The sequence below is a fragment of the Arthrobacter sp. 49Tsu3.1M3 genome, assembly GCF_900168135.1.
Taxonomy (GTDB): Bacteria; Actinomycetota; Actinomycetes; order Actinomycetales; family Micrococcaceae; genus Arthrobacter.
In genome coordinates this window covers 427,529-452,675 of the sequence record NZ_FUZD01000002.1, presented here as the reverse complement: position 1 = coordinate 452,675, position 25,147 = coordinate 427,529, and the positions used below count along the sequence as shown (strand labels likewise).

The 25,147-nt window shown below is 66.4% G+C and carries 21 protein-coding genes; 4 read left to right on the top strand and 17 right to left on the bottom strand.

Annotation, left to right across the window (positions count from 1 at the left end; translation table 11 throughout):
- Window positions 1-68 precede the first annotated feature (68 nt).
- Window positions 69-1,124, bottom strand: coding sequence for a 2,3-butanediol dehydrogenase (locus B5X90_RS05030; RefSeq protein WP_079550443.1), 1,056 nt, complete (start codon window positions 1,122-1,124; stop codon window positions 69-71).
- 148 nt (window positions 1,125-1,272) lie between these two features.
- Window positions 1,273-3,063, bottom strand: a complete 1,791-nt coding sequence (locus B5X90_RS05025) for an NAD(P)/FAD-dependent oxidoreductase (protein WP_079550441.1) — start codon at window positions 3,061-3,063, stop codon at window positions 1,273-1,275.
- A 203-nt stretch (window positions 3,064-3,266) separates the two neighbouring features.
- On the opposite strand from B5X90_RS05025, the gene B5X90_RS05020 reads away from it, so the two are divergent.
- On the top strand, window positions 3,267-4,604 hold the full coding sequence (locus B5X90_RS05020) for a helix-turn-helix domain-containing protein (RefSeq protein ID WP_079550439.1): 1,338 nt from the start codon (window positions 3,267-3,269) through the stop codon (window positions 4,602-4,604).
- 7 nt (window positions 4,605-4,611) lie between these two features.
- Here B5X90_RS05020 and B5X90_RS05015 read toward each other — a convergent pair whose 3' ends face one another.
- Together B5X90_RS05015 and B5X90_RS05010 are read right to left on the bottom strand one after the other, a co-directional pair.
- On the bottom strand, window positions 4,612-5,112 hold the full coding sequence (locus tag B5X90_RS05015; RefSeq protein WP_079550437.1) for a PKD domain-containing protein: 501 nt from the start codon (window positions 5,110-5,112) through the stop codon (window positions 4,612-4,614).
- 446 nt (window positions 5,113-5,558) lie between these two features.
- Window positions 5,559-6,143: a DUF6318 family protein gene (locus B5X90_RS05010; protein WP_256860062.1), complete on the bottom strand. Its 585-nt coding sequence runs from the start codon at window positions 6,141-6,143 to the stop codon at window positions 5,559-5,561.
- 279 nt (window positions 6,144-6,422) lie between these two features.
- Between B5X90_RS05010 and B5X90_RS05005 the strand changes: the two genes are divergently transcribed.
- The 3 genes from B5X90_RS05005 (at window position 6,423) to B5X90_RS21555 (ending at window position 7,968) form a co-directional block, all read left to right on the top strand.
- Window positions 6,423-6,857, top strand: a complete 435-nt coding sequence (locus B5X90_RS05005; protein ID WP_079550433.1) for a pyridoxamine 5'-phosphate oxidase family protein — start codon at window positions 6,423-6,425, stop codon at window positions 6,855-6,857.
- A 134-nt stretch (window positions 6,858-6,991) separates the two neighbouring features.
- A complete protein-coding gene (locus B5X90_RS05000) occupies window positions 6,992-7,465 on the top strand; it encodes a very short patch repair endonuclease (RefSeq protein WP_079550431.1) in 474 nt (157 codons plus the stop codon).
- Between the two features lie 146 nt (window positions 7,466-7,611).
- Entirely contained in the window at window positions 7,612-7,968 is a 357-nt protein-coding gene (locus B5X90_RS21555) for a hypothetical protein (RefSeq protein ID WP_256860053.1), read from the top strand.
- Here the strand turns inward: B5X90_RS21555 and B5X90_RS04990 are convergent.
- The 13 genes from B5X90_RS04990 to B5X90_RS04930 form a co-directional block, all read right to left on the bottom strand.
- Window positions 7,965-9,377, bottom strand: a complete 1,413-nt coding sequence (locus B5X90_RS04990; RefSeq protein ID WP_256860052.1) for an McrC family protein — start codon at window positions 9,375-9,377, stop codon at window positions 7,965-7,967. The two genes, B5X90_RS21555 and B5X90_RS04990, sit on opposite strands and share 4 nt — an antisense overlap.
- Entirely contained in the window at window positions 9,370-11,601 is a 2,232-nt protein-coding gene (locus tag B5X90_RS04985) for an McrB family protein (RefSeq protein WP_079550429.1), read from the bottom strand. The genes B5X90_RS04990 and B5X90_RS04985 overlap by 8 nt, the downstream gene beginning before the upstream one ends.
- Window positions 11,602-11,669: 68 nt before the next feature.
- A complete protein-coding gene (locus B5X90_RS04980; protein ID WP_079550427.1) occupies window positions 11,670-11,966 on the bottom strand; it encodes a hypothetical protein in 297 nt (98 codons plus the stop codon).
- 59 nt (window positions 11,967-12,025) lie between these two features.
- A complete protein-coding gene (locus B5X90_RS04975; RefSeq protein ID WP_079550425.1) occupies window positions 12,026-12,457 on the bottom strand; it encodes an acyl-CoA thioesterase in 432 nt (143 codons plus the stop codon).
- A gap of 98 nt (window positions 12,458-12,555) precedes the next feature.
- Window positions 12,556-14,631 carry an ABC transporter ATP-binding protein gene (locus B5X90_RS04970; protein ID WP_079550423.1) on the bottom strand — a complete coding sequence of 692 codons (2,076 nt, stop codon included), beginning with the start codon at window positions 14,629-14,631 and terminating at the stop codon, window positions 12,556-12,558.
- Entirely contained in the window at window positions 14,628-16,361 is a 1,734-nt protein-coding gene (locus B5X90_RS04965) for an ABC transporter ATP-binding protein (protein WP_079550421.1), read from the bottom strand. Before B5X90_RS04965 ends, B5X90_RS04970 begins: the two co-directional genes overlap by 4 nt.
- Before the next feature lie 293 nt (window positions 16,362-16,654).
- Window positions 16,655-18,658 carry an MDR family MFS transporter gene (locus tag B5X90_RS04960; RefSeq protein WP_079550419.1) on the bottom strand — a complete coding sequence of 668 codons (2,004 nt, stop codon included), beginning with the start codon at window positions 18,656-18,658 and terminating at the stop codon, window positions 16,655-16,657.
- A 103-nt stretch (window positions 18,659-18,761) separates the two neighbouring features.
- Window positions 18,762-19,247 carry a MarR family winged helix-turn-helix transcriptional regulator gene (locus B5X90_RS04955; RefSeq protein WP_079550568.1) on the bottom strand — a complete coding sequence of 162 codons (486 nt, stop codon included), beginning with the start codon at window positions 19,245-19,247 and terminating at the stop codon, window positions 18,762-18,764.
- Window positions 19,248-19,450: 203 nt separating this feature from the next.
- Complete coding sequence (locus tag B5X90_RS04950; protein ID WP_079550417.1) at window positions 19,451-21,127, bottom strand: thiamine pyrophosphate-binding protein; 1,677 nt, start codon at window positions 21,125-21,127, stop codon at window positions 19,451-19,453.
- Complete coding sequence (gene speB, locus B5X90_RS04945; protein WP_079550415.1) at window positions 21,124-22,203, bottom strand: agmatinase; 1,080 nt, start codon at window positions 22,201-22,203, stop codon at window positions 21,124-21,126. Before speB ends, B5X90_RS04950 begins: the two co-directional genes overlap by 4 nt.
- 92 nt (window positions 22,204-22,295) lie before the next feature.
- Window positions 22,296-22,637 carry a P-II family nitrogen regulator gene (locus B5X90_RS04940; RefSeq protein WP_079550413.1) on the bottom strand — a complete coding sequence of 114 codons (342 nt, stop codon included), beginning with the start codon at window positions 22,635-22,637 and terminating at the stop codon, window positions 22,296-22,298.
- Window positions 22,634-24,091, bottom strand: a complete 1,458-nt coding sequence (locus B5X90_RS04935) for an ammonium transporter (protein WP_079550411.1) — start codon at window positions 24,089-24,091, stop codon at window positions 22,634-22,636. Before B5X90_RS04935 ends, B5X90_RS04940 begins: the two co-directional genes overlap by 4 nt.
- Window positions 24,092-24,319: 228 nt before the next feature.
- Window positions 24,320-25,096 carry a hypothetical protein gene (locus B5X90_RS04930; RefSeq protein ID WP_079550409.1) on the bottom strand — a complete coding sequence of 259 codons (777 nt, stop codon included), beginning with the start codon at window positions 25,094-25,096 and terminating at the stop codon, window positions 24,320-24,322.
- Window positions 25,097-25,147 lie beyond the last annotated feature (51 nt).

Sequence of the window (25,147 nt, the reverse complement as noted above, 5' to 3'; positions counted from 1 at the left end):
GCAGTGAATGGGTTCACTGGCGGCAACTGCGAGGCGTCTGCAACTATTCCCGCATGAGACTCGGATCACTACGGGTGGACGATGATCTTCACCGCGGTGTCGTTGTGGTTGATCAGCGTGTCGAATCCCTTGTCCACCAAGTCGTCCAAGGCGATCCGCCCCGTGATGAAGGGTTTCAGGTCGACTTTTCCGTCCTGGACAAGCTTGATGGCGGCTTCGTGGTCCCCGCAGTAGGCGATGGTGCCGCGCAAGTCGATTTCCTTCAGCACCACTTTCTGCATGTCGACCGTGGCCGGGTGCCCCCAGATCGAGACGTTGACGACGACGCCGGCCGGCCTCACGACGTCGAGCATGGTGTCCAGCACCGCATTCACACCGGCACATTCAAACGCGGCATCGGCCCCCGCACCGTTGGTCAGTTCCAGCACGCGCGCCTTGACGTCCTCCGCACTCGGATCGAGCACGTGATCCGCGACCCCGGACGAAGCCGCCTTGTCTTTGCGGGCGGCCGACAGCTCGGTGACGATCGTGGTGACGCCGATGCCTTTGAGGACCGCGGCGGTCAGCAGGCCGATGGGTCCGGCACCCCCGACGACGGCGACGTCCCCGGCTTTGACGCCGCTCCGGCCGACGGCGTGATACGCCACCGCAAGGGGTTCGATCAGTGCGGCCTCGTCCAGGGGGATGTCCCCGACAGGGTGCACCCACCGGGTGTCTACGACGATCTTCTCGCTCAAGCCGCCACCGCCGCCCGCCAGGCCGATGAAGCCCAACTTGGTGCACAGGTTGTAGTGGCCGCTGAGGCAGGGACCGCATTCATTGCAGACGTAGTACGGCTCCACGACGACGTTGTCTCCGACTGCCAGACCGCTGACACCTTCCCCCAGTTCCTCGACGGTGCCGGAGAACTCGTGGCCGAGGGTAACCGGGGCGGCCTCGTGGGTGAGCCCGTGGGGGTGGCCGGGCGGCGGGGTGAAAATGGGTCCCTCCAGGAATTCATGGAGGTCGGTGCCGCAGATACCGCACCAGGCCACGGCGATCTTCACCGTTCCCGGACGCAGCTCCGGCTCTTGAATGTCTTCGATCCGGAGATCCTCGCGGGCGTGGAATCGTGCTGCTTTCATGGTGTTTCACCTTCGCAGTCCAGGACCGTGGATGCGCCCGGTCAGGCGCATCCACGGAACAAAAGTTGGATTTTCACAGCGGGGCCGTAGTCCCAGTCTGGTGGCCGTGCCTGAGATTGTCACGACCCACGTAAGTCAGCGCGTGCGGTCAGCGCGAGTGATGCGTGGGCTGCAGCTCGAAGACCGGCGTCGGCAGTCCTTCCATCCTTGCCTTGAGCTGCAGGGCAAGATAGTTCGAATAGTGGCGGCTCTGGTGCAGATTGCCGCCATGGATCCACAGGTTCTCCACGTTGGTGGGCTTCCACATGTTGCGCAGTTCCCCCTCCCACGGCCCCGGATCCTTGGGCGTATCCGATCCGAACCCCCAGCATTTGCCGACGGCGTCCGCCACCTCGGGCGAGACCAGATCAGCCAGCCAGCCGTTCATCGACCCGTAGCCGGTGGCGTAAATAATGACGTCGGCATCCAGCTCCGTTCCGTCGGCCATCACGACGGAGTTGCCGGTGATCTTGCTGACCTGGCCATTGGCCAGCTTGACCCGGCCGTCGATGATCAGCTGCGAGGCGCCGACGTCGATGTAGTAGCCGGAGCCGCGCCTCAGGTACTTCAGGAACAGGCCGGAGCCGTCAACGCCGAAGTCCAGGTCAAAGCCGGCAGCCTCGAGCTGGGAGTAGAACTCCGCGTCCCGGCGGGCCATCTCCGCGTAAACCGGGATCTGGGCTTCGGGCAGAATCCGGTACGGCAAGGAGGCAAACAGCAGGTCGGCTTTCTCCGTGGTGACGCCGTTGGCCAGCGCCTCTTCGGAGTAGAGCCCGCCGAGAGCCAGGTCCATGAGGGATTCGCTGCGGGCAATATGCGTCGAGGACCGCTGGACCATGGTGACGTCCGCGCCGTGTTCCCAGAGGTCGGCGCAGATATCGTGGGCCGAATTGTTGGAGCCGATGACCACGGCTTTCTTGCCGGTCCAGTCGCCACCGCCCGGGTGTTTGGACGAGTGGTACTGCTCCCCCAGGAAGGACTCGGCGCCGTCGAACGTGGGGACGCTCGGGTACCCCGATACACCCAGGGCGAAGACGAGCTGCTTCGGGCGCAGGGTGACCGGTTCGCCGTCGCGCATCACCTCCACCACCCACTCCTGGGATGTTTCGTCGAAGCGGGCGTTGGTGCACTCGGTCTTGGACCAGTAGTTCAGTTCCATGATCCGTGTGTAGTTTTCCAGCCAGTCGCCGATCTTGTCCTTGGCCGCGAAAACCGGCCAGTCGTCGGGGAACTTCATGTAGGGCAGGTGGTCGTACCAGACCGGATCGTGCAGGTGGAGGGACTTGTAGCGGTTGCGCCAGGAGTCGCCCGCGCGCTCGTTCTTTTCGATGATGATGGTGGGCACTCCGAGCCTGCGCAGCCGCGCGCCCAGCCCGATTCCGCCCTGGCCGCCGCCGATGATGACGGTGTAGGGCTGGTCTTCGTAGCCGAGCCTCGCCTCCTGCTCCTCCTTCTGTTCCAGCCAGGATTTGCGGCCTTTGGTGATCTCGTGGGCGACCCCCTTGTCCCGGTTGGGGCCCTTCTTTTCCTCAAAGCCCTTCAGTTCCTGCATGGTGGTGAGCAGGGTCCAGCATTTGCCGTTCCGGAGGCGCAGATGGGCGTAGCCCCGGGCCTGGGCGGTCTCGAAGTTCACCCAGGCCTCGGCATTGGCGGCGTCCCCGGTGGCGTCCTCGGCGAGGGTCCAGTTGCTGGGCTGCACTTCGTCCAGCGTCGCCTCAAGCATGCGCCGGATGTCCTCTTTGCCCTCCAGCGTCTTGAGGTTCCAGGTGAAGGAGACGAAGTCGCGCCAGTACGAGTCGTCGTCGAAAAGTTCCAGTGCGGCGTCCGTGTTGTGGCTGCGCAGTGCCTCATCGAACTGCGCCAACCACGCCCCGACGACGCCGTTTGGTGTCTCTGGCATGATTCCTCTTTCCATTGCTGACAGGGGGCCGCTCCCGTTGCGTGGCGCGTAGACCATGCAGTGACCCGCATCACAAGTAAAAGTCACAGGGGGTTACAATCGGGTTACACGGAGCTCTCAAGCTGTCGGCGGGTGCAGGTTGCCCGACGGCGGCGGGGACCCAGCCGGGTGCGACGATTCGAGGGCGAGTTGAGAGAATGAGCATGCGGCAGGGCAACGGCCCCATCACGCATCCCTCGGACCTCAGGTTTTCCGCGCCGGCGGAGTATGCCCGGATACTCCGGGCGGCGCACGAGACCACGATTTCGGGCACTCCGGATCCGCACCTCTCGCCGTCGCTTATCAAGTCCTGGCAGCGTTCCCTGGCGCTGGGCATCAATCCGGACCAGCACCGGCCTTTACACCGGCATGAAGTCTCCGAGGCGCGGTCCCTCAGCGCCGGCCATCGGCTGGCCGCGGTGATGCCTGCGCTGTCACAGCTTCTGGCCGATGAGACCGTGACCGGACGCCATCTGCTGATCGTGACCGACCACGAGGGCGAAGTGCTGTGGCGTGTCGGCAGCAAGCAGGCCTTGCGGCTCGCGGACTCGCTGGAGTTCGTGGAGGGCGCCGACTGGTCCGAATCGGGGGTGGGCACCAACGCCATCAGCGAGGCCTTGGTGACCGGTGCCCCGGCCCAACTCTTCTCGGCCGAGCACCTCGTGCGGACACACCATGACTGGGCGTGCACCGCATCTCCCATTCGCGACCCTTCTACCGGCGACATCGTCGGCGTCCTGGACGTCTCCGGCCCGTTCGAATCGGTCACGCCGGACAGCCTGCGGCTGGTGCGTTGCGGAGTGCGGCTCGCAGAGGAGCTGCTGAAATCGGCCCCGTTACCCGACGGCGGCGTCGGGCGTTCGGGGCAGCGGGCACCGGGTGGCGAGCGGGCAGTGCGCGACGGCGGCGCCCGACCCCAGCTCATGCTGCGGCTCTTGGGGGAGGCGCCATCCGCGGCGGTCGACGGCGGCATCAGCCGCCCGCTGACAGTGCGCCGCGCCGAAATCCTGGCCCTGTTGGCCTCGCGTGATCAGGGCTGGAGTGCCGAAGAGTTGGCGTCCGAGATCCATGGCGATGCGGGCACCGGTGCGGCGATCCGGACCGAGATGCACCGGATCCGCGCCATTCTGGGCGACGTCCTGGAAGCGAACCCCTACCGATTCTCTTCAACCCTCAACGTCATGACAGACACTTCCGTTGTGGCCGGTCATCTGCGGGACGGTCGGGTTGCCGAGGCGTTCGCGGCGTACCCGGCAAAACTGCTCACCCGTTCGGTCAATCTGGCGATCGGGTTCTTGCGCGACGAGCTCAACACAGCCGTGGGGGCGTCCGTCCGGTCAAGCGGTGATGCCCGGCTGATGCTGCAGTGGTGCACGAGCGACATGGGGTCCTTCGATACGGCGACTGCGGCTGCCGTGGCTGCGCTGCTGGGGCCGGATGATCCGCGTTGCCAGCTCGTGAATGCCCGGATGGAACGGGTGGACCGGGAATTGCGGGCCTAGCCACGGACTAGGGTGGCGGCGGGACAACCCCGGGGCAGCCTTGGCCTTGGGGATTCTGCAGGCACGTGTCTGCGTAGTTCCTGGTGATCGTCCGCCAGACACTGACGGTCTGCGGCGGCGAGCTGAATTGCCCTTGGCCGGGGATGGGCAGCGGCGGTCCGCCATTGACGGAGTAGGTTCCCTGGAAATGCGTCGTCAAAACCACCGGGAAGTCTCCGGTCTGGGCGTAAACGTGACTCGTCAGGGTCTTCTCGCCCCAGCGATCCTGCGGAAGCGGGCCGCCGGCCGCCGTTTGCGGGCCGAGCGAGGTGCCGTCGCCATAGCTCCAGGAGTACTGGACCGGCTTAGCGGTGACGTGGACGGCCTGGGCGAGGATCGTGATGTCGAACTGCTGATCTGCGGCGCTGGCGAAAAAATTGGTCTCGGCGCCCCGGAGCGTATTCGGGCTGGGTTGGGCCGTAGACAGTCCCGCAGTTATCGGAAGCCGCTGAAACTCCCTCTGGATCATTGCGGCAATTCTTGGCAGCAAGTCCGCCGGCCGGGGATCGAAGAGGCACGTTGGGCCGGAGTGAAATGACCATGTCGGGTTCGGTACGCCAGCCGGCGCTTTCAGCCAGACAACGGGAATGCCGGCCTTTCCGTCTGGGCCGTTCGAACAGTCCACAGCGGCGGCGAGACAGTCGGCGTCAAAGTCGCCTCCGCCCAAATGGCACTGGAGCTCGTATTTGTACTGGAAGGGGTCCGCGAATGTAGCACCCGGTTGGAGGGCCACAAATTTGCCGGTGGCTGGATCCAGTCTCCAACCGCCGACATCAACCCCCTGGTTTCCGAATCCTGAATCAATGCCTCCCTCATCAGCAATCGCAACAAGGGGTAGCGATAGGGAGCCCGCACAGATTAGCGCGCCGGCGAGCAACCTAAAAATTCTATGCCTGGGTGGAAACACTGACGCGCTCATCGGAGCGGATGGAGAGCGGTAATTTGCCACGCGCCATTCTTGAACGCCGCCAGCATTACGTTGCCTGTATCTGATGGCGGCGTCGGTTTCCGGAATTCCGATCCGCCAGGGTCGAAATACGTGATCTTCGTCTGCTGAACCTGGACAGCAATCTGATACTGACCGTCGGCCTGGGATTCAAAGGTCGTGCTAAGTGAAGGCGTCTCAATATGGCCACCGACCAGCCATCGGCCCTCCGCATAATTTGTCTTCAATGAACGCGTGATGTTTGAGCAGAACTCGCACCCAGTCGAGGTCACGGATTCCAACCCTGACGATGTGCCAGTCTCGTACGCGAAATTGAGTTCTTTGAACCAGTACCGCGCAAACGCCTCCAGGCCTTCCTTTGTCTCCGCCTTCGCAGCTTCCGGCAACTCGGGCACTGGCACGTTCTGCGCCTTGCCGGTCGCATCGGCGGGCTTGTAGCTGGCAGTAGGTGTGGGAGTTGCACTCGGGGTGACCGGCTCTGAAGGACTCTGCGAAGCAGGAGGCGGAGATCCTGGAGGCTGCGTTCCACCCCCACTGCACGCTGTGACCGACATCAGGGAGATCGCCACCCAAGCGACCGCGCAGGCTCGCCAGGGACCGGAAAGCGATGTGCGAGATGTCATGGTCAGCTACTCCCCCGATAGAAAATCAAGACGATTGAAGCCAATTTGTGGCTTAAGGGTAACTGAGATCACATTTTGCCGGTCAAAATTATCCACAGGCAGCATCTGCCCGCCCCGCATACCGGCAGACCCCCGGCAGAACACCCCGGCGGTCCTTTGCCAGTCCTTTAGCCCCTAGCCAGCGACGGCCTGATTCAGAACAATGAACCCATGATGTTCGAACACGAAGACGGCAATCCGATCCTCAAACTGGACGACGACCAAGCCTGGACATTGATTGAGGGCACAAAGCACGGCAGGCTCGTGGTCACCGTGGCCGGAGAACCCGACATCTTCCCCGTGAACTACGCGGCAAGCGGCAGGAAACTATTCCTCCGCACAGCCCCAGGAAACAAACTGGCCGAGCTCACCATCAACTCGAAGGTGCTCTTCGAAACGGACGGGATCCTGTCCGACGAAGCATGGTCAGTGGTCCTGCGCGGCACTGCGCGCGTGCTCGACCAATCGGCGGATATCGCCGAGGCCGAGGCCCTGGGGCTGAAACCGTGGGTTCCAACGTTGAAGGACTTCTACGTGGAAATTACGCCGTCGTCGCTCAGCGGACGCCACTTCCAGTTCGGCGAACACCCGGAGCGGGAAATCTAACGCCCGACGGCGGCTACCGGCCCGCAGTTCCCTGGTCCGCCTCCAGCACGCCGCTCCGCCCCCGGTCTACCTCAGACCCGCGCCCCGCGGCTGCTGCCCGGCACAGGGCCTTGCACCCGCCCTAGACTTAAACGATGGCGGACAAGCTGACTCCGGAGCGGCGCAGCTGGAACATGTCCAGGATCCGGGGCAAGAACACTAAGCCGGAAATGCTGGTCCGCAGGCTGCTGCACGCGAAGGGATACCGCTACCGGCTGCACGGCACCGCGGGCGGCGGCAAACTCCCGGGCAACCCCGATCTCGTCTTCGCCGGCCGCCGCAAAGTCATCTTCGTCAACGGCTGTTTCTGGCATTTCCACGACTGCCGGGTGGGCCAGCACGCACCCCAGGCAAACGCCGAGTTCTGGGAAACCAAACGCACGCGCACCCGGAACCGCGACGCCGCCCAGCGGCTTCAGCTCGAACTCGATGGCTGGGAAGTCCTCACCGTGTGGGAATGCGAGCTGAAGGACCGATCGGCGTTGGAGCTCCGCCTCGATGCCTTCCTCCAGGGCCCTCCCCTCCACAGTCCTTTCCTCCACAGCCCGGCCCGGGACGAGCCCTCCTGAGGACCTTCGCTGAGCAGCAACGCCCCGCGTGTCGCGCGGCCCACCTCCAGTGCAGGCTGAACGACCTCAGCTAATATTCGACTCCGGGGGCGATAGGCATTATTCGGTCAGTACCAACGCGTACTGCAAACACGGGAGAGCGCACGATGCCGCACTTGCTGATGTCCAACGACCAGCCCGAAACGGCTGTTGCGCCAACAGATTCCAGTCCCACAGATTACAGCCCCGCAGATTCAGACCCCACGGTTCTGCCGTTCCGTCGCCTCGGCCACACAAGGCTCCGCGGCCTCCGGCTCCGCCCGTTCCGCGGAGCGAACCCGGATCTGGAGCCGCTGCGCCGGCAGGCGGCCTCGATCATTGATGAGGTTCTGGCTGGCACCAACCCGGAAGAAGCTGACGTGCGGGAGAAACTCCAGTGGCACGTCGCCAACAACCCGGGCCAGCCGGAAAAGGCACTCCTGGAACATTTGCGGACAGTGGCCGACCAGCAGGAATCCGCCTAGCCGGCGGACCGGTCGATACTGGCCTGCCGGAGCACCTCGCCCCAGGACTGCTGGGCAAGATCTGCGACCGCGGCCAGGATTTCCGACGGCGGCAGCGACAGATCCAGCGGGAACTCGACAATGTCGATGTCGGTATTGAGAATTCGGCGCAGCTTGATTTCCCCGGCTCCCGGGTAAACGATCCACGCCGTCGGCACGCGCAAGGATGTGCAGTAGGCCAGCATCCGGTAGTGGTCGCCCGAAATGGACGCGCCGACGTCGGCCGCGGCCTTGTACTTGGCGTCGTACACCATCACGGGCCGGCCGCCGAGGAAGTGGACGGCACCGGGCTGCACCACAATGCGGTCCGAGTCTCGGACGGCCTCGTTTAGCAGGGCGTTGTAGCGCAACCGCATTTCTCCGGGGTAGGCGGCCATGGCTTCGCGCAGGGCTGTTCCCACGAAGTCCTCGAACACCTTTGCCATGTCCACCACGAACGACGCTGACTGCTGCTTGCCGTCGCCAGCCTCCGCCGACGCGTTCCGCAGGATCAGTTCGGCGAGCCGGAGAGCGGCGTGGTAGCGGGTGTTCATCCGGCTGGGCCGCCACTGCGGCAGCGGCGCGCCGGACTGAAGGCGCGTCACGGCGTCGAGCTTTCCCTTGAGCTGGCGCAGGCGGCTCAAGACTTCCGGCCGTACCCGCGGCACCTGGGACATCCGTTCCAGTGCGGCGCGCAGAATCCGGTTCTCCGCGATGTCCTCGGTGAACTCGTCATAGGAGACTTCCAGCGGCACCAGCATGCCGGGCCGGCGGGAGATCTGGTCCGACATCCGGATCCGGCCCTTGACGGTCCGGAGGGATTCTTCCACCATGAGATACCCCTGCAGTACGCCGCGGCTCAGCGCCCGGTCCGCGAGCTGCGCCAGGGATTCGGCCAGGGCGCTCCAAAGGTCGGTATGCTCCACCGCGGCGACAGATTCGTCCCGGAACCCTTGGTCCCCCGCGTAGCCGAGCAGGAACAGCAAACGGCTCAGCCCGAGCCGACCCTTTGGGCGCACCTCCAGCTGCACGGCGGGAGTGCGCACCGAGCCGACGGTCCCCACAGGTTCGACCCGGTACAGACCCATGCCCATCGGCGAGGCCTTCGCCAGGCCGCTGGCGTTGACGTAGGCGGCAGTGTCCGGATCAAGCCGCTCCACGACGCCGACGGAGAGTTCGTCGAGGACAATGTGCCGGCAGGCCTCCGCCGCGCCGCCGCGTCCGGATGAACCCCGACCTGATGAACCGCGACCTGATGAAACGCGCCCGGCCGGGCCGGCTCCGGATGACGCCCGTCGGTCCGAGGCCGTGCCGTCCGACGAACTGCGGTCAGCTCCGCGGTCCGAGGCATTGCGGTCCAGCGCTACGGCGTCCCCGGCCAGCCTAGGCATGCGCCAGGCGGCCCAGGAGTTGTTCCAGTCCGAACCGTTCCTCGAGCTGGGCACGGTTGAGCTGCCCGTGATAGTGCTCCTCCAGCAACGGCATGAGCTCGTATTTCCAGATTCTGCTCAGGCCCTTGGGCGTCTGCGCGGACTTCTTCATGAAGTAGGAAGGCCCGATCATGAGGTCGCGGTCCCATTCGTCGATCGCGTCGTTCAAAGCGTCAAGCAGCAGGGCCGGCGTCGTGTCCAGGTCCCGGGCCTGGAGGAAGCGCAGCAGCGAGCCCTTCACGGGTTCCGTCTTCGGGTGCAGCTCGATGAAGGAGAAGCGCCGCCGGATGGCCGCGTCCATCATCGCGATGGAGCGGTCCGCGGTGTTCATGGTGCCGATGATGTAAAGGTTGTCCGGCAGGGTGAACGGCTCGTTGGGGCTGTACTGCAGGTAGATGCGGTCGTCGCGGTATTCGAGCAGGAAGTACAGCTCACCGAACACCTTGGCGAGGTTGGCCCGGTTCATCTCGTCGATGATCAGGAAGTACGGTTTGCTCTCGTTCCCGGGCTTGGCCGCTTCCTCGGCGAGCCGGCGCAGCGGTCCCGCCACGAGCTTGAAGGACACCTGTCCCTCGTCCGTCTTGTCCGGGCGGAAGCCCTCGAAGAAATCCTCGTAGGCGTACGACGGGTGGAACTGGACCAGTTTGACCCGCTCGTCCGTAGTGTCGCCGGCGAGCTCGGCGGCGAGGTGTTTGGCGAGGTACGTCTTGCCGGTTCCGGGCGGACCGTAGAGCACCAGCTGCCGGTTCTCCTCAAGGAGTTCGGCGATTTCCTGCAGTGGCTCCAGGTCCATGTGCAGGGAGGCGGCGAACTCAGGCGTCAGCGGCCGGAACCCGTCACAAGCCGGTTCGACGGCGGCATCCGGCGCGGCGCCGTCGCCGTCCTCGGCTTCCGCTTCAGCCGGCAGGAGCGCCTCGAGCGCCTGGATCACGCGGGTGATGTCCACGATGTTGCCGGAAGTAGTCAGCTGGCGCTGCACGTGGCGGGGCAGGCCGGTGGCGTCGTGCTCCTCATCGAACCAGCGGACCTTGCGGCGGAGCTGGCGGTTGTCTTTGGCATGTTCCGGTTCGCCGAGGACCACGCCGATCCGGACCTTGCCCGAGCTCTGGTAGAGCGCAAGGTCACCGGGCTTCATGACGGTCAGGAAGGCGAAGACTGCGGTCTTGGTGTCCTCACGCTCCACGTAGCCGAGGTGCTTGTAGTCCTCGTCAACGGCGTTCTGGACCAGCCCCGCGGTGACGCCGGGGTCCAGGAGGCGGAGGTGTTCGACGTCGAGCGTCACCGCTTCCTCGTCCCGCCACTCCCCCAGCAGCTCGGCGTTGTCGTGGTGGGTGCGCAGGAGCCAGGCGCGGCGGCCGGGATCGCCGACCTTCCGCCACTGGCTCACCAGCTGGCGTGAGTACCAGTCGATCCGCTGCCCGGCCTGCTGGTCCAGGTGCAGGCGGATCCGGTGGATGTCCGCCGAAATGTCCTCGTCGCTGTCCCCCTTGGCCCCGCCCACGAGGGAAGCGAAAGCGTCGCGAATCTCCTGCCGTTCGACATCGGCCACCACGGGTTCGAAATAGCTGGGCCAGACCAGGAACTCAATACTGCGGCGGATGGCCGGCTGGTCATCCGGGGTCCCGGCGACTAGCCGGTGGAAGGCCAGCGGATCCTTGACCGCGGCCTGCACGACATGGGCCGGCCGCTGTGCGACGTGCTGCACGAAGCGGCAGAGCCATTTCAGGTGGTCCCAGATGGTCCAGTTGAATTCCGCGGTGCGGTCCCGGATTACACCGTGGTCCGTCATGCCCGCGTAGAGCTCGTCGGGGAGCTCCAGCGCAGGCTCCAGCCAGGATGCCGCCTCGGCGACGCGGGCCCGCTTGACCTTCAGCGACTTGACCTCGTGGGCCAGCGGCAGGGACTGGAGGAAGAGCAGTTCCACGGCCAGTTGCTTCGCACCGCGGGTGGCGTCTTCCAGGTTCTGGCGCAGGTTGGTCATCATCGGCGCCTTGGGATCCGGAACGCCCCGTTCGAGGCGTTCCAGCAACTCCGCGGCAGCCGGGACGGACCACGTTTTGGTGCGGCCGTCCAAGGGGGACGCCTTCCCGAGCAACCCCGGGCCCAGCACAAACCACGCCGCGTCTTCAATCTCCTTGGAGATACCGAGGGCGCGGTGCAGGGCAGGCTTCTTGGTTGGGGTCATACGTTCAATTTACAGGCTTAAACTGAACGCGCCCATTTAACGCCGCCCCAAAACTACCGGCCAGTAGATTAGGGACGGGCGGGCAGCAGACCCGATTTCGCGCCGGGCCGGCGCTTCACGCCGAAGGTGAAATACGAGGCCGGACCGATGAAATTCACCAGCGTGGCAAGCCGCCACATGGCCTTGCTGCCGCGGATCTGCGCAGCCGGGCGTCGGCTGATGTCCGTCTGGGCCGCGACCAGCAGCGAGAGTTGGACGATGGCAGCGGAGATGGTGCCGAACCGTGCCATCGGCGAGAGTTCGTTCCACTTTTTCTTGCGCGTGTGCTTCTTGTGCATGTTCTGGCCCATGTTCACAACGACCACGCCTCCTTATGCGTCGGGATTGTTCATTCTAGGAGCCGGGCCGAGCACCGGGATAGAGGCTATGGGACCGGATGGGCACGGGTGTAGGGGGCCAGCCGGTCCTTCTGCTCCGGCGTCAGCCGCAGCACCCTGCCGGTTGCCTCGTCCACGAAGGCAAGATGGCTCGTGGCCCGGACGCAGTCCTCCCGCGTGACGGGATCCTGCACCAGGTAGTGGATGTCGAAGCTGGCGCCCTTGACCGCCCCGATCCACAACTGGACGACGGCGGGCACGTTCCTGTACTCAAGGGTCCTGACGTACCTGATCTTGTGCTCGACCACGAGCGCCAGCGTCCCTTCCGGAATTTCATTGAAGAGCGGCACCAGCGGTTCGGTTCCCGGCAGCCCGGGACCCCGGGGCGGCCCGAACGCCGCGATCCGTGCTTCTTCGAGGATCCGGACAATCTGGACGTTGTTGATGTGCCCGTAGGCATCCATGTCGCTCCAGCGCATCGGCACCCCCACCTCAAGGCGCCGGGGCTCCGTGGCTGTGTTTTCCCCAGCGGGGCCGTTCCCGGCGGCTGTGCCTGCCCCGGCGGGGCCTGCGGCGCTCAGCTGCGCACCGCCGTCGCGTCCTCCGCGGAATCCGCCACGGCAGAGTCTGCGTCCTCACCGGCGAACTGGGACATGTACAGCCGGTAGTACGCGCCCTGCAGGGCCAGCAGCTGGGTGTGCCGCCCCTGCTCGACGATCTGCCCGTCCTCCATGACAAGGATGGTGTCCGCGTCCCGGATGGTGGAGAGGCGGTGGGCGATGACGAAGCTGGTGCGTTCCGTCCGCAGTGCCGCCATGGCCTTCTGGACCAGGGCTTCGGTGCGGGTATCGACGGAGCTCGTGGCCTCGTCCAGGATCAGCAGCGACGGGTTCGCCACAAAGGCCCGGGCGATGGTGATCAGCTGCTTTTCGCCGGCACTGACGTTGTTGCCCTCTTCGTCGATCACCGTGTTGTAGCCGTCCGGCAGCGCCCGGACGAAGCGGTCCACGAACGTGGCCTTGGCCGCCGCCATGATCTGCTCTTCGGTGGCGTCCAGCTTGCCGTAGCGGATGTTCTCGTAGATGGTTCCGCCGAACAGCCAGGCGTCCTGCAGCACCATGCCGACCTTGGAGCGCAGCTCCGAACGGCTCAGCCGGGTGATGTCCACACCGTCCAGGGTGATGCTGCCGGAGTTGAGCTCGTAGAAGCGCATCACGAGGTTGACGAGGGTGGTCTTGCCCGCCCCGGTCGGTCCCACGATCGCCACTGTGTGTCCGGGCTCGGCCGTGAAGGACAGGTCCTCGATCAGCGGCTTGTCCGGCGTGTAGCTGAAGGTGACGTGCTTGAACTCGACGTGCCCGTCGGTCTTCGCCGGGAGGTGCTCGGTGGCGGTCTCGGCGTCCTGTTCGTCGGCGTCGAGGAATTCAAAGACCCGCTCGGCGGAGGCGACACCGGACTGCAGCATGTTGGCCATGCCGGCCATCTGGCCCAGCGGCTGGGTGAATTCGCGGGAGTACTGGATGAACGCCGTGGCGTCGCCCAGGCTCATGCTGCCCGAGGCCACGCGCAGCCCGCCGACGACGGCGATCCCGACATAGCTGAGGTAGGAGACAAACTGCATGACCGGCATGATCATGCCGGAGACGAACTGGGCTCCGAAGCTGGCCTTGTAGAGTTCCTCGTTGCGCTCGTCGAAGCGGGCCAGCATGTCGGCGTCGCGGCCGAACACGCGGACGAGGTCGTGGCCGGAGAACGATTCTTCGATCTGGCCGTTGAGCTCGCCGGTGTTCTTCCACTGGGCGGCGAAGAGTTTCTGGCTGCGGGCGCCGATGATGCCGGCGGCCACGCCGGAGAGCGGCAGGGCGACGAGCGCGATCAGGGCCAGCTGCCAGGACACGATGAACATCATGATCACGATCCCGATGACCGTCAGGGCCGAGTTCACGAGCTGGGCGAAGGCCTGCTGGAGCGCCTGCTGGATGTTGTCGACGTCGTTCGTGACGCGGGAGAGGATGTCGCCGCGCTGGCGGGTATCGAAGTAGTTCAGCGGCAGCTTGTTGAGCTTCTTCTCGGTGTCGTCGCGCAGCGTGCGGACTACGCGCATGACCAGCACGTTGAGGACATAGCCCTGGAGCCACAGGAAGATGTTGGCGACGAAGTACATCACCAGCACCACGCTGATGAGGAACGCGAGCTTCTGGAAATCGATGCCGGCGCCCGGCACGACGTCCATCTTGGCGAGCATGTCGGCGAAGTTGTCCTGGCCCTGGGAGCGCAGTCCTTCGATGAACTGCTCTTTGGTGGCCCCGGCCGGGAGTTGCTTGCCGACCACTCCGGCGAAGATCACGTCCATCGCCTGGCCCAGGATCCTCGGGGCGATGACGTTGAGGACGACGGCGACCGTCACCATGGCGAGCACGGCGATGATGCCGGCGCGCTCGGGTTTCAGCAGCCCCATGAGCCGTTTGGCCGAGGGCCAGAAGTGCTGGGCCTTCTTGGCCGGCACTGCGCCGAACATGCCGCCGTCGGCCTCGCCGGGGGTGTACTCCTCTTCGATGAAGTCATCGTCGAGGAGATCGGTTGCGTCTGTGTCGGCCGCGGCCGTGCCGGCTGCGGCGGGCGGCGTGGTGGAGACTTTCTCGTTGGTGCTCATGCCACTGCCTCTGCGCTCAGCTGGGATTCGACGATTTCCTGGTAGGTGCTGGAGCTTTCCAACAGTTCCTCATGTGTTCCGCGGTCCACGATCCTGCCGTTGTCCAGCACGAGGATCTGGTCCGCATCGGCGATGGTGGACACGCGCTGCCCGACGATGATCACCGTGGCATCGGCCGTCTTGGCCTTGAGCGCCCGGCGGAGCCTGGCATCGGTGGCGACGTCGAGGGCCGAGAACGAGTCGTCGAACAGGAAGACCTTGGGTTCGGTGACGAGCGCGCGGGCGATGCACAGCCGCTGCCGCTGGCCGCCGGAGACGTTGGTGCCGCCCTGGGCGATCCGCGCTGCGAGGCCGCCCTTCTTTTCGCGCACGAACTCCGCGGCCTGGGCGACCGTCAGGGCCTCCCACAGTTCCGAGTCCGTGGCCTCGGGCTTGCCGAAGCGCAGGTTGTGCTCAATGGTTCCGGAGAACAGGTAGGGCCGTTGCGGCACCATGGCCACGCGCTGCGTGATCTCGGCGCGGTCCAGCTGGGTGACGGGGACGCCGTCGAGCAGGACCTCGCCCGACTCGGCGTCGTAGAGCCGCGGGAGCAGGGCCAGCAGGCTGGACTTGCCGGCGCCGGTGGAGCCGATGATGGCCACGGTCTGTCCGGGCTCGGCTGTAAAGCTGATGTTGCTGAGCACGGGAGCCTCGGCGCCGGGGTAGGCGAAGGTCACGTTGCGGAATTCAACGCGGCCGGCCTTTGCCGCCGGCGCCACCGGGGTGAGCGCTTCGTGGATGGAGGGTTCGACGTCGAGCACCTCACCGATCCGGTCGGCGCAGACCGAGGCGCGGGGAATCATCATGGCCATGAAGGTGCCCATCATGACGGCCATGAGGATCTGCAGGAGGTACTGGAGGAAGGCGGTCAGGGAGCCGACCTGCATCTCGCCGGCATCGACGCGCTGGCCACCGAACCACAGCACGGCGGCCGTGGAGATGTGCAGGATCATGCCGATGGCGGGGAACATCAGCACAAACAGGGAACCGATCTTCAGCGAGACGTCGGTGAGGTCCTGGTTGGCCGAGCCGAAGCGCTCGGCCTCGTGGGGTTCGCGCACGAAGGCCCGGACCACGCGGATGCCGATGATCTGCTCGCGGAGGACACCGTTGAGCCGGTCGATCTTCTCCTGCATGGAACGGAAGAGCGGCATGAGCCGGACCACGAGGTAGCCCACCACGACCACGAGCAGGGGCACGGACACCCAGACGAGCCAGGACAGGTTAAGGTCCTCGCGCAGGGCCATGAAGATCCCGCCGATGCACATGATGGGTGTGGCCACCATGAAGTTCAGCGCCATGAGCATGAGCATCTGGACCTGCTGCACATCGTTGGTCCCCCGGGTGATCAGGGTGGGGGCGCCGAAGAGGTTGACGTCCCGCGCCGAGAAGCTGCTCACCTTGCGGAACACGCCGCGGCGCAGGTCCCGGCCGAACGCCATCGCCGCCTTCGAACCGAAGTAGACGCCGGCGATCGCGGTGGCCACCTGGATCAGCGCGACGCCGAGCATGACGCCGCCGGTGCGCCAGATGTAGTCCGTGTCGCCGCGGGAGACACCCTCGTCGATGATCTGGGCATTGAGGCTGGGGAGGTACAGAGCCGCGATGGTCGAGGCCAGCTGGAAGACGACCACAGCCGCGATGTATGGCAGATACGGCTTGGAATAGCGCCGCATGAGGGTAACGAGCATGCCCACGAGTCCTTACGAAGACTGAATTATAGGGAGACCAAATTAGGGGGAAAGCAAAATACTGAAGTTTATTGGAAAGCTGATTGGAGACTAGCCCATGGGACCGACAGCCTTAGCCACCCAACTCTACGAAATCCCTCACCCGGGAGGAACCTCGGGGGCTGAATATCATCCAAACGGCGTACTTAAGCGGCTGCCGCGGTCTGCCCCGCAACCGTCGTGCCGCACGAAGGCCCCGCAGCCGCCCCTTGGGCGGCGGCAGGGCCTCTGCGGTCCGGTTCTGCGAGCCGGCGCTACTCGGTGCGGTGCCGGCCGTGGGTGGCGATATAGTCGGCAGCCGCGCGCTGCATCTTGCGCTGCTTGGCCAGCTGCCGGCGCAGGGCCGTAAGCTCCTCGGCAACCCGGGCCTGTTCCGCGGCGATCGCACGCTGCTCGGCGGCCTGCTCGTGCACGGCGCGCAGGGCGTCCGCCAGCAGCAGCTGCTGCTCCGCGAGGAGCCGCTGGGTCTGGAGCATGACAGGTACCACGTCGGCGGCCTCGGGCCGGTCCTCGGCCACCAGGGTCCGGGTCCGCTGGCGGGCGGCATCGGGGAAGCGGGATTCGGCGCGGTCCCGGCTGAGCACCTCGATGAATTCCCGGTCCAGGTCAACGATGCCGGTTCCGGCGGACGGCGCTGCCCCGACGGCGTCGTTACCTGTGGTCCCGGTGTAACCCGTGTTCCCCAGAGACGGGGCCGTGGCACCGGCCATCGCGGCCATGCCGGCATCCGGGGCGTCCCCTGCGACTTCGGCGGGTTCCGGCCGGACGTCGACGGTGCGGCGCAGCGGGCGTTCCTTGATGAACAGGATGGCCACCAGCGCCACGAGGCCGACGACTGCGGAGATCAGGAAGACCTCGGCGATCGCGTCGCCGTAGGCGGCACGCATGATGTCGCGGATCGGTGCCGGCATGTCCTTGAGGTCCATGCTGGCCCCCGCGGATCCGGCGGGAACCTGGATGCCGGCCGAAGCCAGCCCCTCCACGACGAGCTCCTTGACCCGGTTGCCCAGCACGGCGCCGAGGACTGAGACGCCGATCGCACCGCCGACGGACCGGAAGAAGGCCACAGAGGCGCTGGCCGTGCCGATGTCCTTGGCCTGAACCGTGTTCTGGACGGCGAGGACGAGGTTCTGCATCAGCAGGCCCAGGCCGACGCCGAGGATGGCGGTGTAGATACCGGTCAGCCACAGGTCAGTGGTGTGGTCCATGCTGCCGGCCAGGCCCAGGCCGCCGATCAGCAAGATGGCGCCGGCCACGAGGTACCGCTTCCACTTGCCGGTACGGCTGATCAGCATGCCGGACGCGACCGACCCGATGAGGTTGCCGGCGATCATGGGCAGCGTGAGCAGCCCGGCCTCGGTGGGGGTGGCCCCACGTGCCACCTGGAAGTACTGGCCAAGGAAGGTCGAGGAGCCGAACATGCCCACGCCGACGGCCACCGAGGCGAGGATCGCGAGGGCGGTGGTCCGCTCAGAGATGATCTTGAGCGGGATGATCGGCTGGGCCACCCGGGACTCCACCAGCACCAGCAGGCCCAGGAGCAGGACGCCGCCGCCCACCATGGCGACCGTCTGCCAGGACCACCAGTCGTAGTAGTCGGGGTTGCCGGCGAAGGAGACCCAGATGAGCAGCAGGCTGACGCCGGAGGTCAACAGGATGGAGCCGAGCCAGTCGATCTTGGCGGGGCGCTTGACGTGCTGGATCTTCAGGGTGACCTGCAGCAGGATGAGCGCGACCACGGCGAGCGGGACGCAGACGAAGAAGGTCCAGCGCCACCCCAGCGGGCTGTCGACAATGAAGCCGCCGAGCAGCGGGCCGCCTGCCGTGCCCACGGCCATGACGCCGCCCATGTAGCCGGAGTACTTTCCGCGGTCGCGCGGCGGGATCATGGAGCCGATGATGGCCTGGGCCAGGGCGGTGAGGCCGCCCATGGCGATGCCCTGGATGACACGGGCGGTCAGCAGCAGCGGGATGGTCTCGGACAGGCCGGCCATAACGGAGCCCGCCACGAAGATCACGATGCTCAGCTGGACGAGGACCTTCTTGTTGAAGAGGTCCGCGAGCTTGCCCCAGATCGGGGTGGTTGCCGCGTTGGCCAGGAGCGCGGCGGTAATCACCCAGGCGAAGTCCGTCTGGGTGCCCTTGAGTTCGGACATGATGGTGGGCAGCGCGTTGGCGACGATCGTGCTGCTCAGGATGGCGGTGAAGAACGCCGCCAGCAGCCCGGTGAGGGCCTCCATGATCTGGCGGTGGGTCATCGCCACAGGTTCTGCGGCGGTCTGGGACGCGCGGGATGCCCCCTGTGGAACGTCCGACGGGGCCGGGGACGGCCCTGTGGCGGCGGCGTGGCTAGCCATATATCTACTCCTCAACAATTTCGGTCGTATTCGTGGGTCCGGCCGTCGTTGCCCGGGCTGAGGTCCTGAGGGACTCAGCAAGTTTTTCGAGGGTGCGCGCCGTCAGTTCGACGTCGTCCTGGCTCCAGTCCTGCAGCAGGTCCTGGATGGTGGCCGTCCGCTGGTCCTCGATGACACGCAGTTTCTCCGTGCCGGCGGCGGACAGGGCGATCAGTTGCGCGCGGCCGTCTTCCGGGTCCGGCCGGCGGACCACATAGCCGTGCTCTTCGAGGTCGGCGATGTGCCGGCTGAGGACCGGGGCGCTGACGCCGAGCCGCTCCGCAAGATGCGTGGCCCGGGATTCGCCCTCCCCCACAAAGCGCAGAACGCCCTGAAGGGCCACCCCGGTGTCCTGCCCGCGCAGGCTGGCGGCGGCAACGCAGCGGACCGCGCGCTGGAGATCGAAGATCTGGTAGACGAGTCTGGCTGCAGCATTGGATTCAACTGACATGATGGACACCCCTCTTTTGTTTGCCCCAGGCAACTATATACGAAAATGGTTACTTCGGGAAACTAACTCTCTCGTGGGAGGTGCCGCGCGGCCCGCAAGACCCTTAAATAGCAAACGCGGACCGGCCGGGTCTGCCCCTCGCGGTGAGGGGCAGACCCGGCCGGTCCGCGCTGTGCAGCAGTGCTGCTGGGGTGTTCTTCCGGCTACGTGGCCAGGTGGGTGGGGCCGAACATCTGGAGCAGGGTTTCGACGACGACGACGTTGGGGCCGTCCGCGGCGAAGCCCGCCTTCAGGGCGTCCCCGACGTCCTCCGGGGCCACCCGGACGGCCGGGACGCCGAAGGACTCTGCCAGCTTGACGAAGTCGGGGCGGGCGAGCTCGGTGGCCGTGGCCTTGCCGAAGGCGCCGACCATGTATTCGCGCAGGATGCCGTAGCCGCCGTCGTCCACAATGAGCCAGGTGACCGGGACGTTGTGCTGCTTGGCGGTGGCGAGCTCGGAGATGGAGTACATCGCCGAGCCGTCGCCGGAGACGGCCAGCACCCTGGCGTGTCCGGCAGCTGCGCCGGCGGAAGTGCCGGTGGTTTCGAGCCCAACGGCGCCGCCAATAGCCGCGGGGAAGCCGAAGCCCAGACCGCCGGCGCCCTGCGCGGAGTGGAACTGTCCGTCGCGGGCATCCCAGCAGCTCCAGCCCCAGTAGGCCGAGATGGTCATGTCCCAGAAGGTCTGCATGGCCGCGGGAACGGCCTCGCGGATGTCGGCCATGAACTTCAGTTCCTTGCCGAGGTCCTGGGATTCGAGCCGGGCCTTGACCTTGGCCAGGGTGTCCTTGACGAGCACCTCGGGAGCCGTGCCGTGCCAGTCGGCGCGTTCGCCGTGCGGTTCGGTCAGGGCGGCGTCGAGGGCGGCCAGGGCCTGGCCGGCGTCGGCCCGGATGCCCAGTCCCGGGCGGTTGGACTCCAGGACGCGGGGCTCGGCGTCGATCTGGATGATCCGGCCGCGCGGTTCAAAGGTGAAGTAGTTGGAGGTGACCTCGCCCAGGGAGGAGCCGATGACGATCAGCACGTCGGCGTCTTCGAGCACCTCCGTCATGTACTGGTCCTCGATCCAGGACTGCAGGGAGAGCTCATGGTTCCACGGGAACGCGCCGTTGCCGCCCGGGGTGCAGATCACCGGCGCCCGCAGCTTCTCCGCGATCGAGAGCAGCGACTTTTCGGCATGGCCGCGGCGGGTGCCGCCGCCGGCGATGATGGCGGGACGTTCCGCCGTCGAGAGCCATTTCACGGCTTCGCGGACCAGTTCCACGCGGGGCGGGTTGTCGGCCGCTTCGGCGAGGGCGTCCTCGACGGGAGGCACCATGATGGGGTCCAGCAGGACGTTCTGCGGGATTTCGAGCCACACGGGGCCCTGCGGCGAGGAGATCGCCTCGGTCCAGGCATCCTGGATGGCCGAGGGGATGCCGGAGGCGTGCTGGATCAGCCGCTGGGATTTGGTGACGTTCGCGGCCGAGGCCTTCTGGTCATCGAGCTGGTGCAGCATGCCCTTGCGCCGGGCACCAAGGCCCTCCAACGGGATCTGGCTGGCCACGACCACCATGGGAACGCCGGTGGCGTAGGCCTCCTGCAGCCCGGCCAGGGACGTCAGCGCGCCCGGGCCGGTGGACAGGAACAGCACGCCGACTTCGCCGGTGGCGCGGGAGTAGCCGTCGGCGGCGAATGCCGAGTTGTTTTCCACCCGGGAGGAGACGAAGTGCAGGTTCCCGCGGCCCATGGCGTCGAACAGGCCCAGGGCGTGCTGGCCCGGGATGCCGAAGACCGTCTTGGCGCCGAGCGCCTCGAGGGTCTCGACGACGAGGTCCCCGCCGTTGCGCACGCCGGTCATCGCGAAGCCACCGGCGAAGCCACCGAGGAACCGAAGCCGGCGGGGCGGTGGGAGTCCTGGCCGAGAGCCTGGGCAGCGTAGCCGTTCGGGGCGCCGAAGCGGTCCCCTTCGACGGCGCGGTCCGCCATCAGCGTCACGAGTTCGTAGGCGACGTGGCTTGCCGCCACACCGGTGATCTCGGCGTGGTCGTAGGCCGGGGCGACCTCGACGACGTCGGCACCGACGAGGTTCATGCCGCGGAACCCGCGGATGATTTCCAGCAGCTCGCGGCTCGTGATGCCGCCGGCTTCCGGCGTGCCGGTGCCCGGGGCGTGCGCGGGGTCAAGGACGTCGATGTCCACGGAAATATAGAGCGGTCGGTTGCCGATCCTGTCCCGGACCTTGGCGACCGTCTCCAGGACGCCCTGGTAGTAGACGTCGGCGGAGGTGACGATGCCGAAGCCGAAGCGGTGGTCGTCGTCGAGGTCCTTCTTGCCGTAGAGCGGACCGCGGGTGCCGATGTGGCTGATGGCCTCGGTGTCCAGGATGCCTTCCTCGACGGCGCGGCGGAAGGGTGTGCCGTGGGTGTACTCGGCGCCGAAGTAGGTGTCCCAGGTGTCCAGGTGCGCATCAAAGTGCAGCATGGCAATGGGGCCGCCGGCGCGCTCGGCGGCGGCGCGCAACAGCGGCAGGGCGATGGTGTGGTCGCCGCCGAGGGTGACGAGTTTGCTGCCGGACGCGGTCAGGTCCAGGGCGTTCTGCTGGATGGTTTCGATGGCGTCGTTGATGTTGAAGGGGTTGACCGCCATGTCGCCGGCGTCCGCAACCTGGATGTTCTCGAAGGGGCTGACGTCCCAAGCCGGGTTGTACGGCCGGAGCAGGCGGCTGGCCTCGCGGATATGGTTCGCCCCGAAGCGGGCACCGGGACGGTATGAGACGCCGGTGTCGAAGGGCACGCCGACCACCGTGACGTCTGCCTTGGCCACCTGGTCCAGGCGCGGCAGGCGGGCATATGTGGCAGCCCCGGCGTAGCGTGGGACGCGGGATGAATCGATGGGGCCAAGGTTGCCATTGGCCTCGATGCGCAGCTCTTCCAAAAGAAGCCTCTCCTTCGAGGATTGACCGACGGTTGTGACAGCCATCATACACTCGAAGTTTCGTATTGCGCATCATTTGTTTACCAGCCGCTTCAGGCGATGGCCGATGCACCCCGCTCCCCCGTGCGCACGCGGACGGCGTCGCGCACCTCGATAATCCAGATCTTGCCGTCGCCGAAGCGGCCAGTGCGCCCGCCCTCTTCAATGGCCGCCATGACGGCGCCGAGGGCGCCCTCGTCGACCAGGACTTCGAGCCGCACCTTGGGCAGCAGGTCCGAGCTGTATTCGGCGCCCCGGTACACCTCGGTATGGCCCCGCTGCCGGCCGAAGCCGCTGGCCTGGCTCACGGTCAGGCCGTTGACCCCGGCCCGCTCCAGCGCCGCGCTAACGGCCGCGACCCGTTCCGGCCGCACAATGGCCGTGACGAGTTTCATGACGACACCCTGCCGCGGACGGCTTCACCCTCGGCCTCGGCCCCGGTCTCGGCATGGGTCCCGGCCGGGGCTTCGGCCTGGGTCCCGGCGTGGGCCGCCGCATGGGCCTCGGCCGCATCAGTCCGGGCGTGCGGGTCACCGGGGTGGAAGCTGCCGCCGACCATGAGGAGTTCGTACGCCGTTTCGGCGTGCTCCGTCACATCGATGCCGGAGAGCTCGTCGGCCTCGGAAACGCGCATGCCGATGCTCTTATGGATCGCGAAGCCAATCAGCGTGGTCATGGCGGCGCTCCATGCCGTGACGATCAGGGCGGTGAGAATCTGTGGCCAGAACTGCGCCAGGCCGCCGCCGTAGAACAGGCCGCCGGCCGTCTTGGCGGACGGAAGCGCGAAGAATCCGAGGGCCAGAGTCCCCCACAGGCCGCCCACGAAGTGCACGGCCACGACGTCCAGGGAGTCGTCCAGTCCGATCTTGAACTTCAGCCCGACGGCGAGCGCGCAGACGGCTCCGGCGATCACGCCGATCAGGATGGCGCCGACGGGGTCGATGAATCCGCAGGCCGGGGTGACTGCCACGAGTCCCGCGACGGCTCCCGAGGCGGCACCGAGCGATGTGGCATGCCCGTCGCGCAGCCGCTCCACGAGCAGCCAGCCCAGCAGGGCGGCGCTAGTGGCAAGCAGCGTGTTGGTCCAGGCCAGGGCGGCCGTGGCGTCGGCGGCGAGTTCCGAGCCGGCGTTGAAGCCGAACCAGCCGAACCAGAGCAGGCCTGCGCCGAGCATCACGAACGGCAGGTTGTGCGGGCGGATGTTGGGGTCTTTCATGAAGCCGAGCCGCTTGCCCAGAACCACGGCAAGCATGAGTCCGGCAATGCCGGCATTCATGTGGACCACCGTGCCGCCGGCGAAGTCGAGGGCCGAGATCTTGCTGCCGATGATGCCGGTGGGTCCGAAAATGCCGCCGCCCCAGACCCAGTGCGCGATCGGCGCGTAAACGAGCGTGACCCAAAGGGCCGCAAAGAGGAGCCAGGGGCCGAACCTGACGCGCTCGGCCACCGCGCCGCTGATCAGCGCGACGGTGATGATGGCGAACGTGGCCTGGAAGCCGACGAAGATCATGTCCGGCAGGCCTGCCGCTTTGGAGCCGATGCTGGTGGTCAGCCCGCTCAGGCCGAAGTTGGTAAAGGGATCCCCGACGAAGCCGCCCAACGCATCCGGGCCGAAAGCCAGGCCATAGCCCCACAGGGCCCAGACGACGGCCACCACGCCCATGGCGCCGAAGCTCATCATCATGATGTTGAGGACGGATTTCATTCTGACGAGCCCGCCGTAGAAAAACGCAAGACCGGGGGTCATCAGGAGGACCAGGGCGGATGCCGTGAGCATCCACGCGGTCGATCCGGGGTCAAGGACCTGCGGATCCGTTGCCATTCCTACTGCAAGCACAGAGAACTTCATAGCGGGAGCCTTCCTCGAGTGCCGGCGCTCCGAGGGCGCCGATGCGGCGAGACCATGTGACGTTTGGGACTGACGGACGTCCCCCCGCAGTTGACGCTACTCACGGCGTGTTTCGGGAAGGCTTTCCCATTCTTGCGGGCACGTTACGTGCCGGCTCCGGGCATTAAATTGCGGTTTCCGGCAGATTGCCGGGATGTGACGTACATCTCACCACGGCCCGACGCGGGGTCAGCTGTACTTGAGGGTGAGCAGCAGGCGCTTGAGCTGGCTGTACTGCTCCGTGGTCATCCAGGCTTTAGCGGCGTCGACGGAGGCAAACGCCGGGCTGCCGAAGAGCACCTTGGCTTCCGCCCCGCCGTTGGCGAAGCTGACGTAGGCGGAGCCGGAGTCAGCGACCGCTGGCGCGAAGTCGCGTTGCTTGCGGACGCTCATGTGGAAATCCGACTGGTCGGCGAGGGAATCGAACGCGAAGCCGAAGGCCAACTGTTCGCCGTCCACATCTTTCAGCCCCGGCACCGGAGCAGTGTCCAGCACAGTGCGGGCCACCGGGCCGGAAGCGTTGCTGGCGCTGGTGCTGCTGGTGACGGAAGCCAGTTCGTTGCCGGTGGCGTCGGCGACGACTGCCTGCACCCCCCGCAGCTTGGCCGCGTTCCCGGGCGAGCCCACCAACCGGACGGACCAAACGCTTGGATAGGAGAAGGAGAGGTGCCCGTCGGGAAAGGTGAAGGTTTTCACGCCGGCCACCGCGCTGGCCGTGGCCGTGGGCGCGGCCGGGACGGGCGTAGCGGAGGCGCTCGGGGCGGGCGATGGCAGGGCCGAAGTGGCGGCGGAGGCGGTCGTGGCGGCCGCGCCGGATTCCTGCTGCGCCGGGGCCGCGGTTTCACGGGCGGGGCCGCTTGCCGTTTCGCCGGCCCGCTGGCCCCCAGCGGCGCACGCGCTCAGGCCAAGGGCGGCCGCGAGCGCGACGGCCAGGGCCAGGGACAGAAAGACGTTGTTGCGGTTCATGGATCCCCCAGTTGATGACGCGGACGGCTTCCGCACGTCCTGTTGTATCTG

What these genes read in the sequence shown, in the direction of transcription:
- B5X90_RS05030 (WP_079550443.1), bottom strand. Translation starts at nt 1,124, where the DNA reads ATGAAAGCAGCACGATTCCACGCCCGCGAGGATCTCCGGATCGAAGAC.
- B5X90_RS05025 (WP_079550441.1), bottom strand. Translation starts at nt 3,063, where the DNA reads ATGCCAGAGACACCAAACGGCGTCGTCGGGGCGTGGTTGGCGCAGTTC.
- B5X90_RS05020 (WP_079550439.1), top strand. Translation starts at nt 3,267, where the DNA reads ATGCGGCAGGGCAACGGCCCCATCACGCATCCCTCGGACCTCAGGTTT.
- B5X90_RS05015 (WP_079550437.1), bottom strand. Translation starts at nt 5,112, where the DNA reads ATGATCCAGAGGGAGTTTCAGCGGCTTCCGATAACTGCGGGACTGTCT.
- B5X90_RS05010 (WP_256860062.1), bottom strand. Translation starts at nt 6,143, where the DNA reads ATGTCGGTCACAGCGTGCAGTGGGGGTGGAACGCAGCCTCCAGGATCT.
- B5X90_RS05005 (WP_079550433.1), top strand. Translation starts at nt 6,423, where the DNA reads ATGATGTTCGAACACGAAGACGGCAATCCGATCCTCAAACTGGACGAC.
- B5X90_RS05000 (WP_079550431.1), top strand. Translation starts at nt 6,992, where the DNA reads ATGGCGGACAAGCTGACTCCGGAGCGGCGCAGCTGGAACATGTCCAGG.
- B5X90_RS21555 (WP_256860053.1), top strand. Translation starts at nt 7,612, where the DNA reads ATGCCGCACTTGCTGATGTCCAACGACCAGCCCGAAACGGCTGTTGCG.
- B5X90_RS04990 (WP_256860052.1), bottom strand. Translation starts at nt 9,377, where the DNA reads ATGCCTAGGCTGGCCGGGGACGCCGTAGCGCTGGACCGCAATGCCTCG.
- B5X90_RS04985 (WP_079550429.1), bottom strand. Translation starts at nt 11,601, where the DNA reads ATGACCCCAACCAAGAAGCCTGCCCTGCACCGCGCCCTCGGTATCTCC.
- B5X90_RS04975 (WP_079550425.1), bottom strand. Translation starts at nt 12,457, where the DNA reads ATGCGCTGGAGCGACATGGATGCCTACGGGCACATCAACAACGTCCAG.
- B5X90_RS04970 (WP_079550423.1), bottom strand. Translation starts at nt 14,631, where the DNA reads ATGAGCACCAACGAGAAAGTCTCCACCACGCCGCCCGCCGCAGCCGGC.
- B5X90_RS04965 (WP_079550421.1), bottom strand. Translation starts at nt 16,361, where the DNA reads ATGCTCGTTACCCTCATGCGGCGCTATTCCAAGCCGTATCTGCCATAC.
- B5X90_RS04960 (WP_079550419.1), bottom strand. Translation starts at nt 18,658, where the DNA reads ATGACCCACCGCCAGATCATGGAGGCCCTCACCGGGCTGCTGGCGGCG.
- B5X90_RS04955 (WP_079550568.1), bottom strand. Translation starts at nt 19,247, where the DNA reads ATGTCAGTTGAATCCAATGCTGCAGCCAGACTCGTCTACCAGATCTTC.
- B5X90_RS04950 (WP_079550417.1), bottom strand. Translation starts at nt 21,127, where the DNA reads ATGACCGGCGTGCGCAACGGCGGGGACCTCGTCGTCGAGACCCTCGAG.
- B5X90_RS04940 (WP_079550413.1), bottom strand. Translation starts at nt 22,637, where the DNA reads ATGAAACTCGTCACGGCCATTGTGCGGCCGGAACGGGTCGCGGCCGTT.
- B5X90_RS04935 (WP_079550411.1), bottom strand. Translation starts at nt 24,091, where the DNA reads ATGAAGTTCTCTGTGCTTGCAGTAGGAATGGCAACGGATCCGCAGGTC.
- B5X90_RS04930 (WP_079550409.1), bottom strand. Translation starts at nt 25,096, where the DNA reads ATGAACCGCAACAACGTCTTTCTGTCCCTGGCCCTGGCCGTCGCGCTC.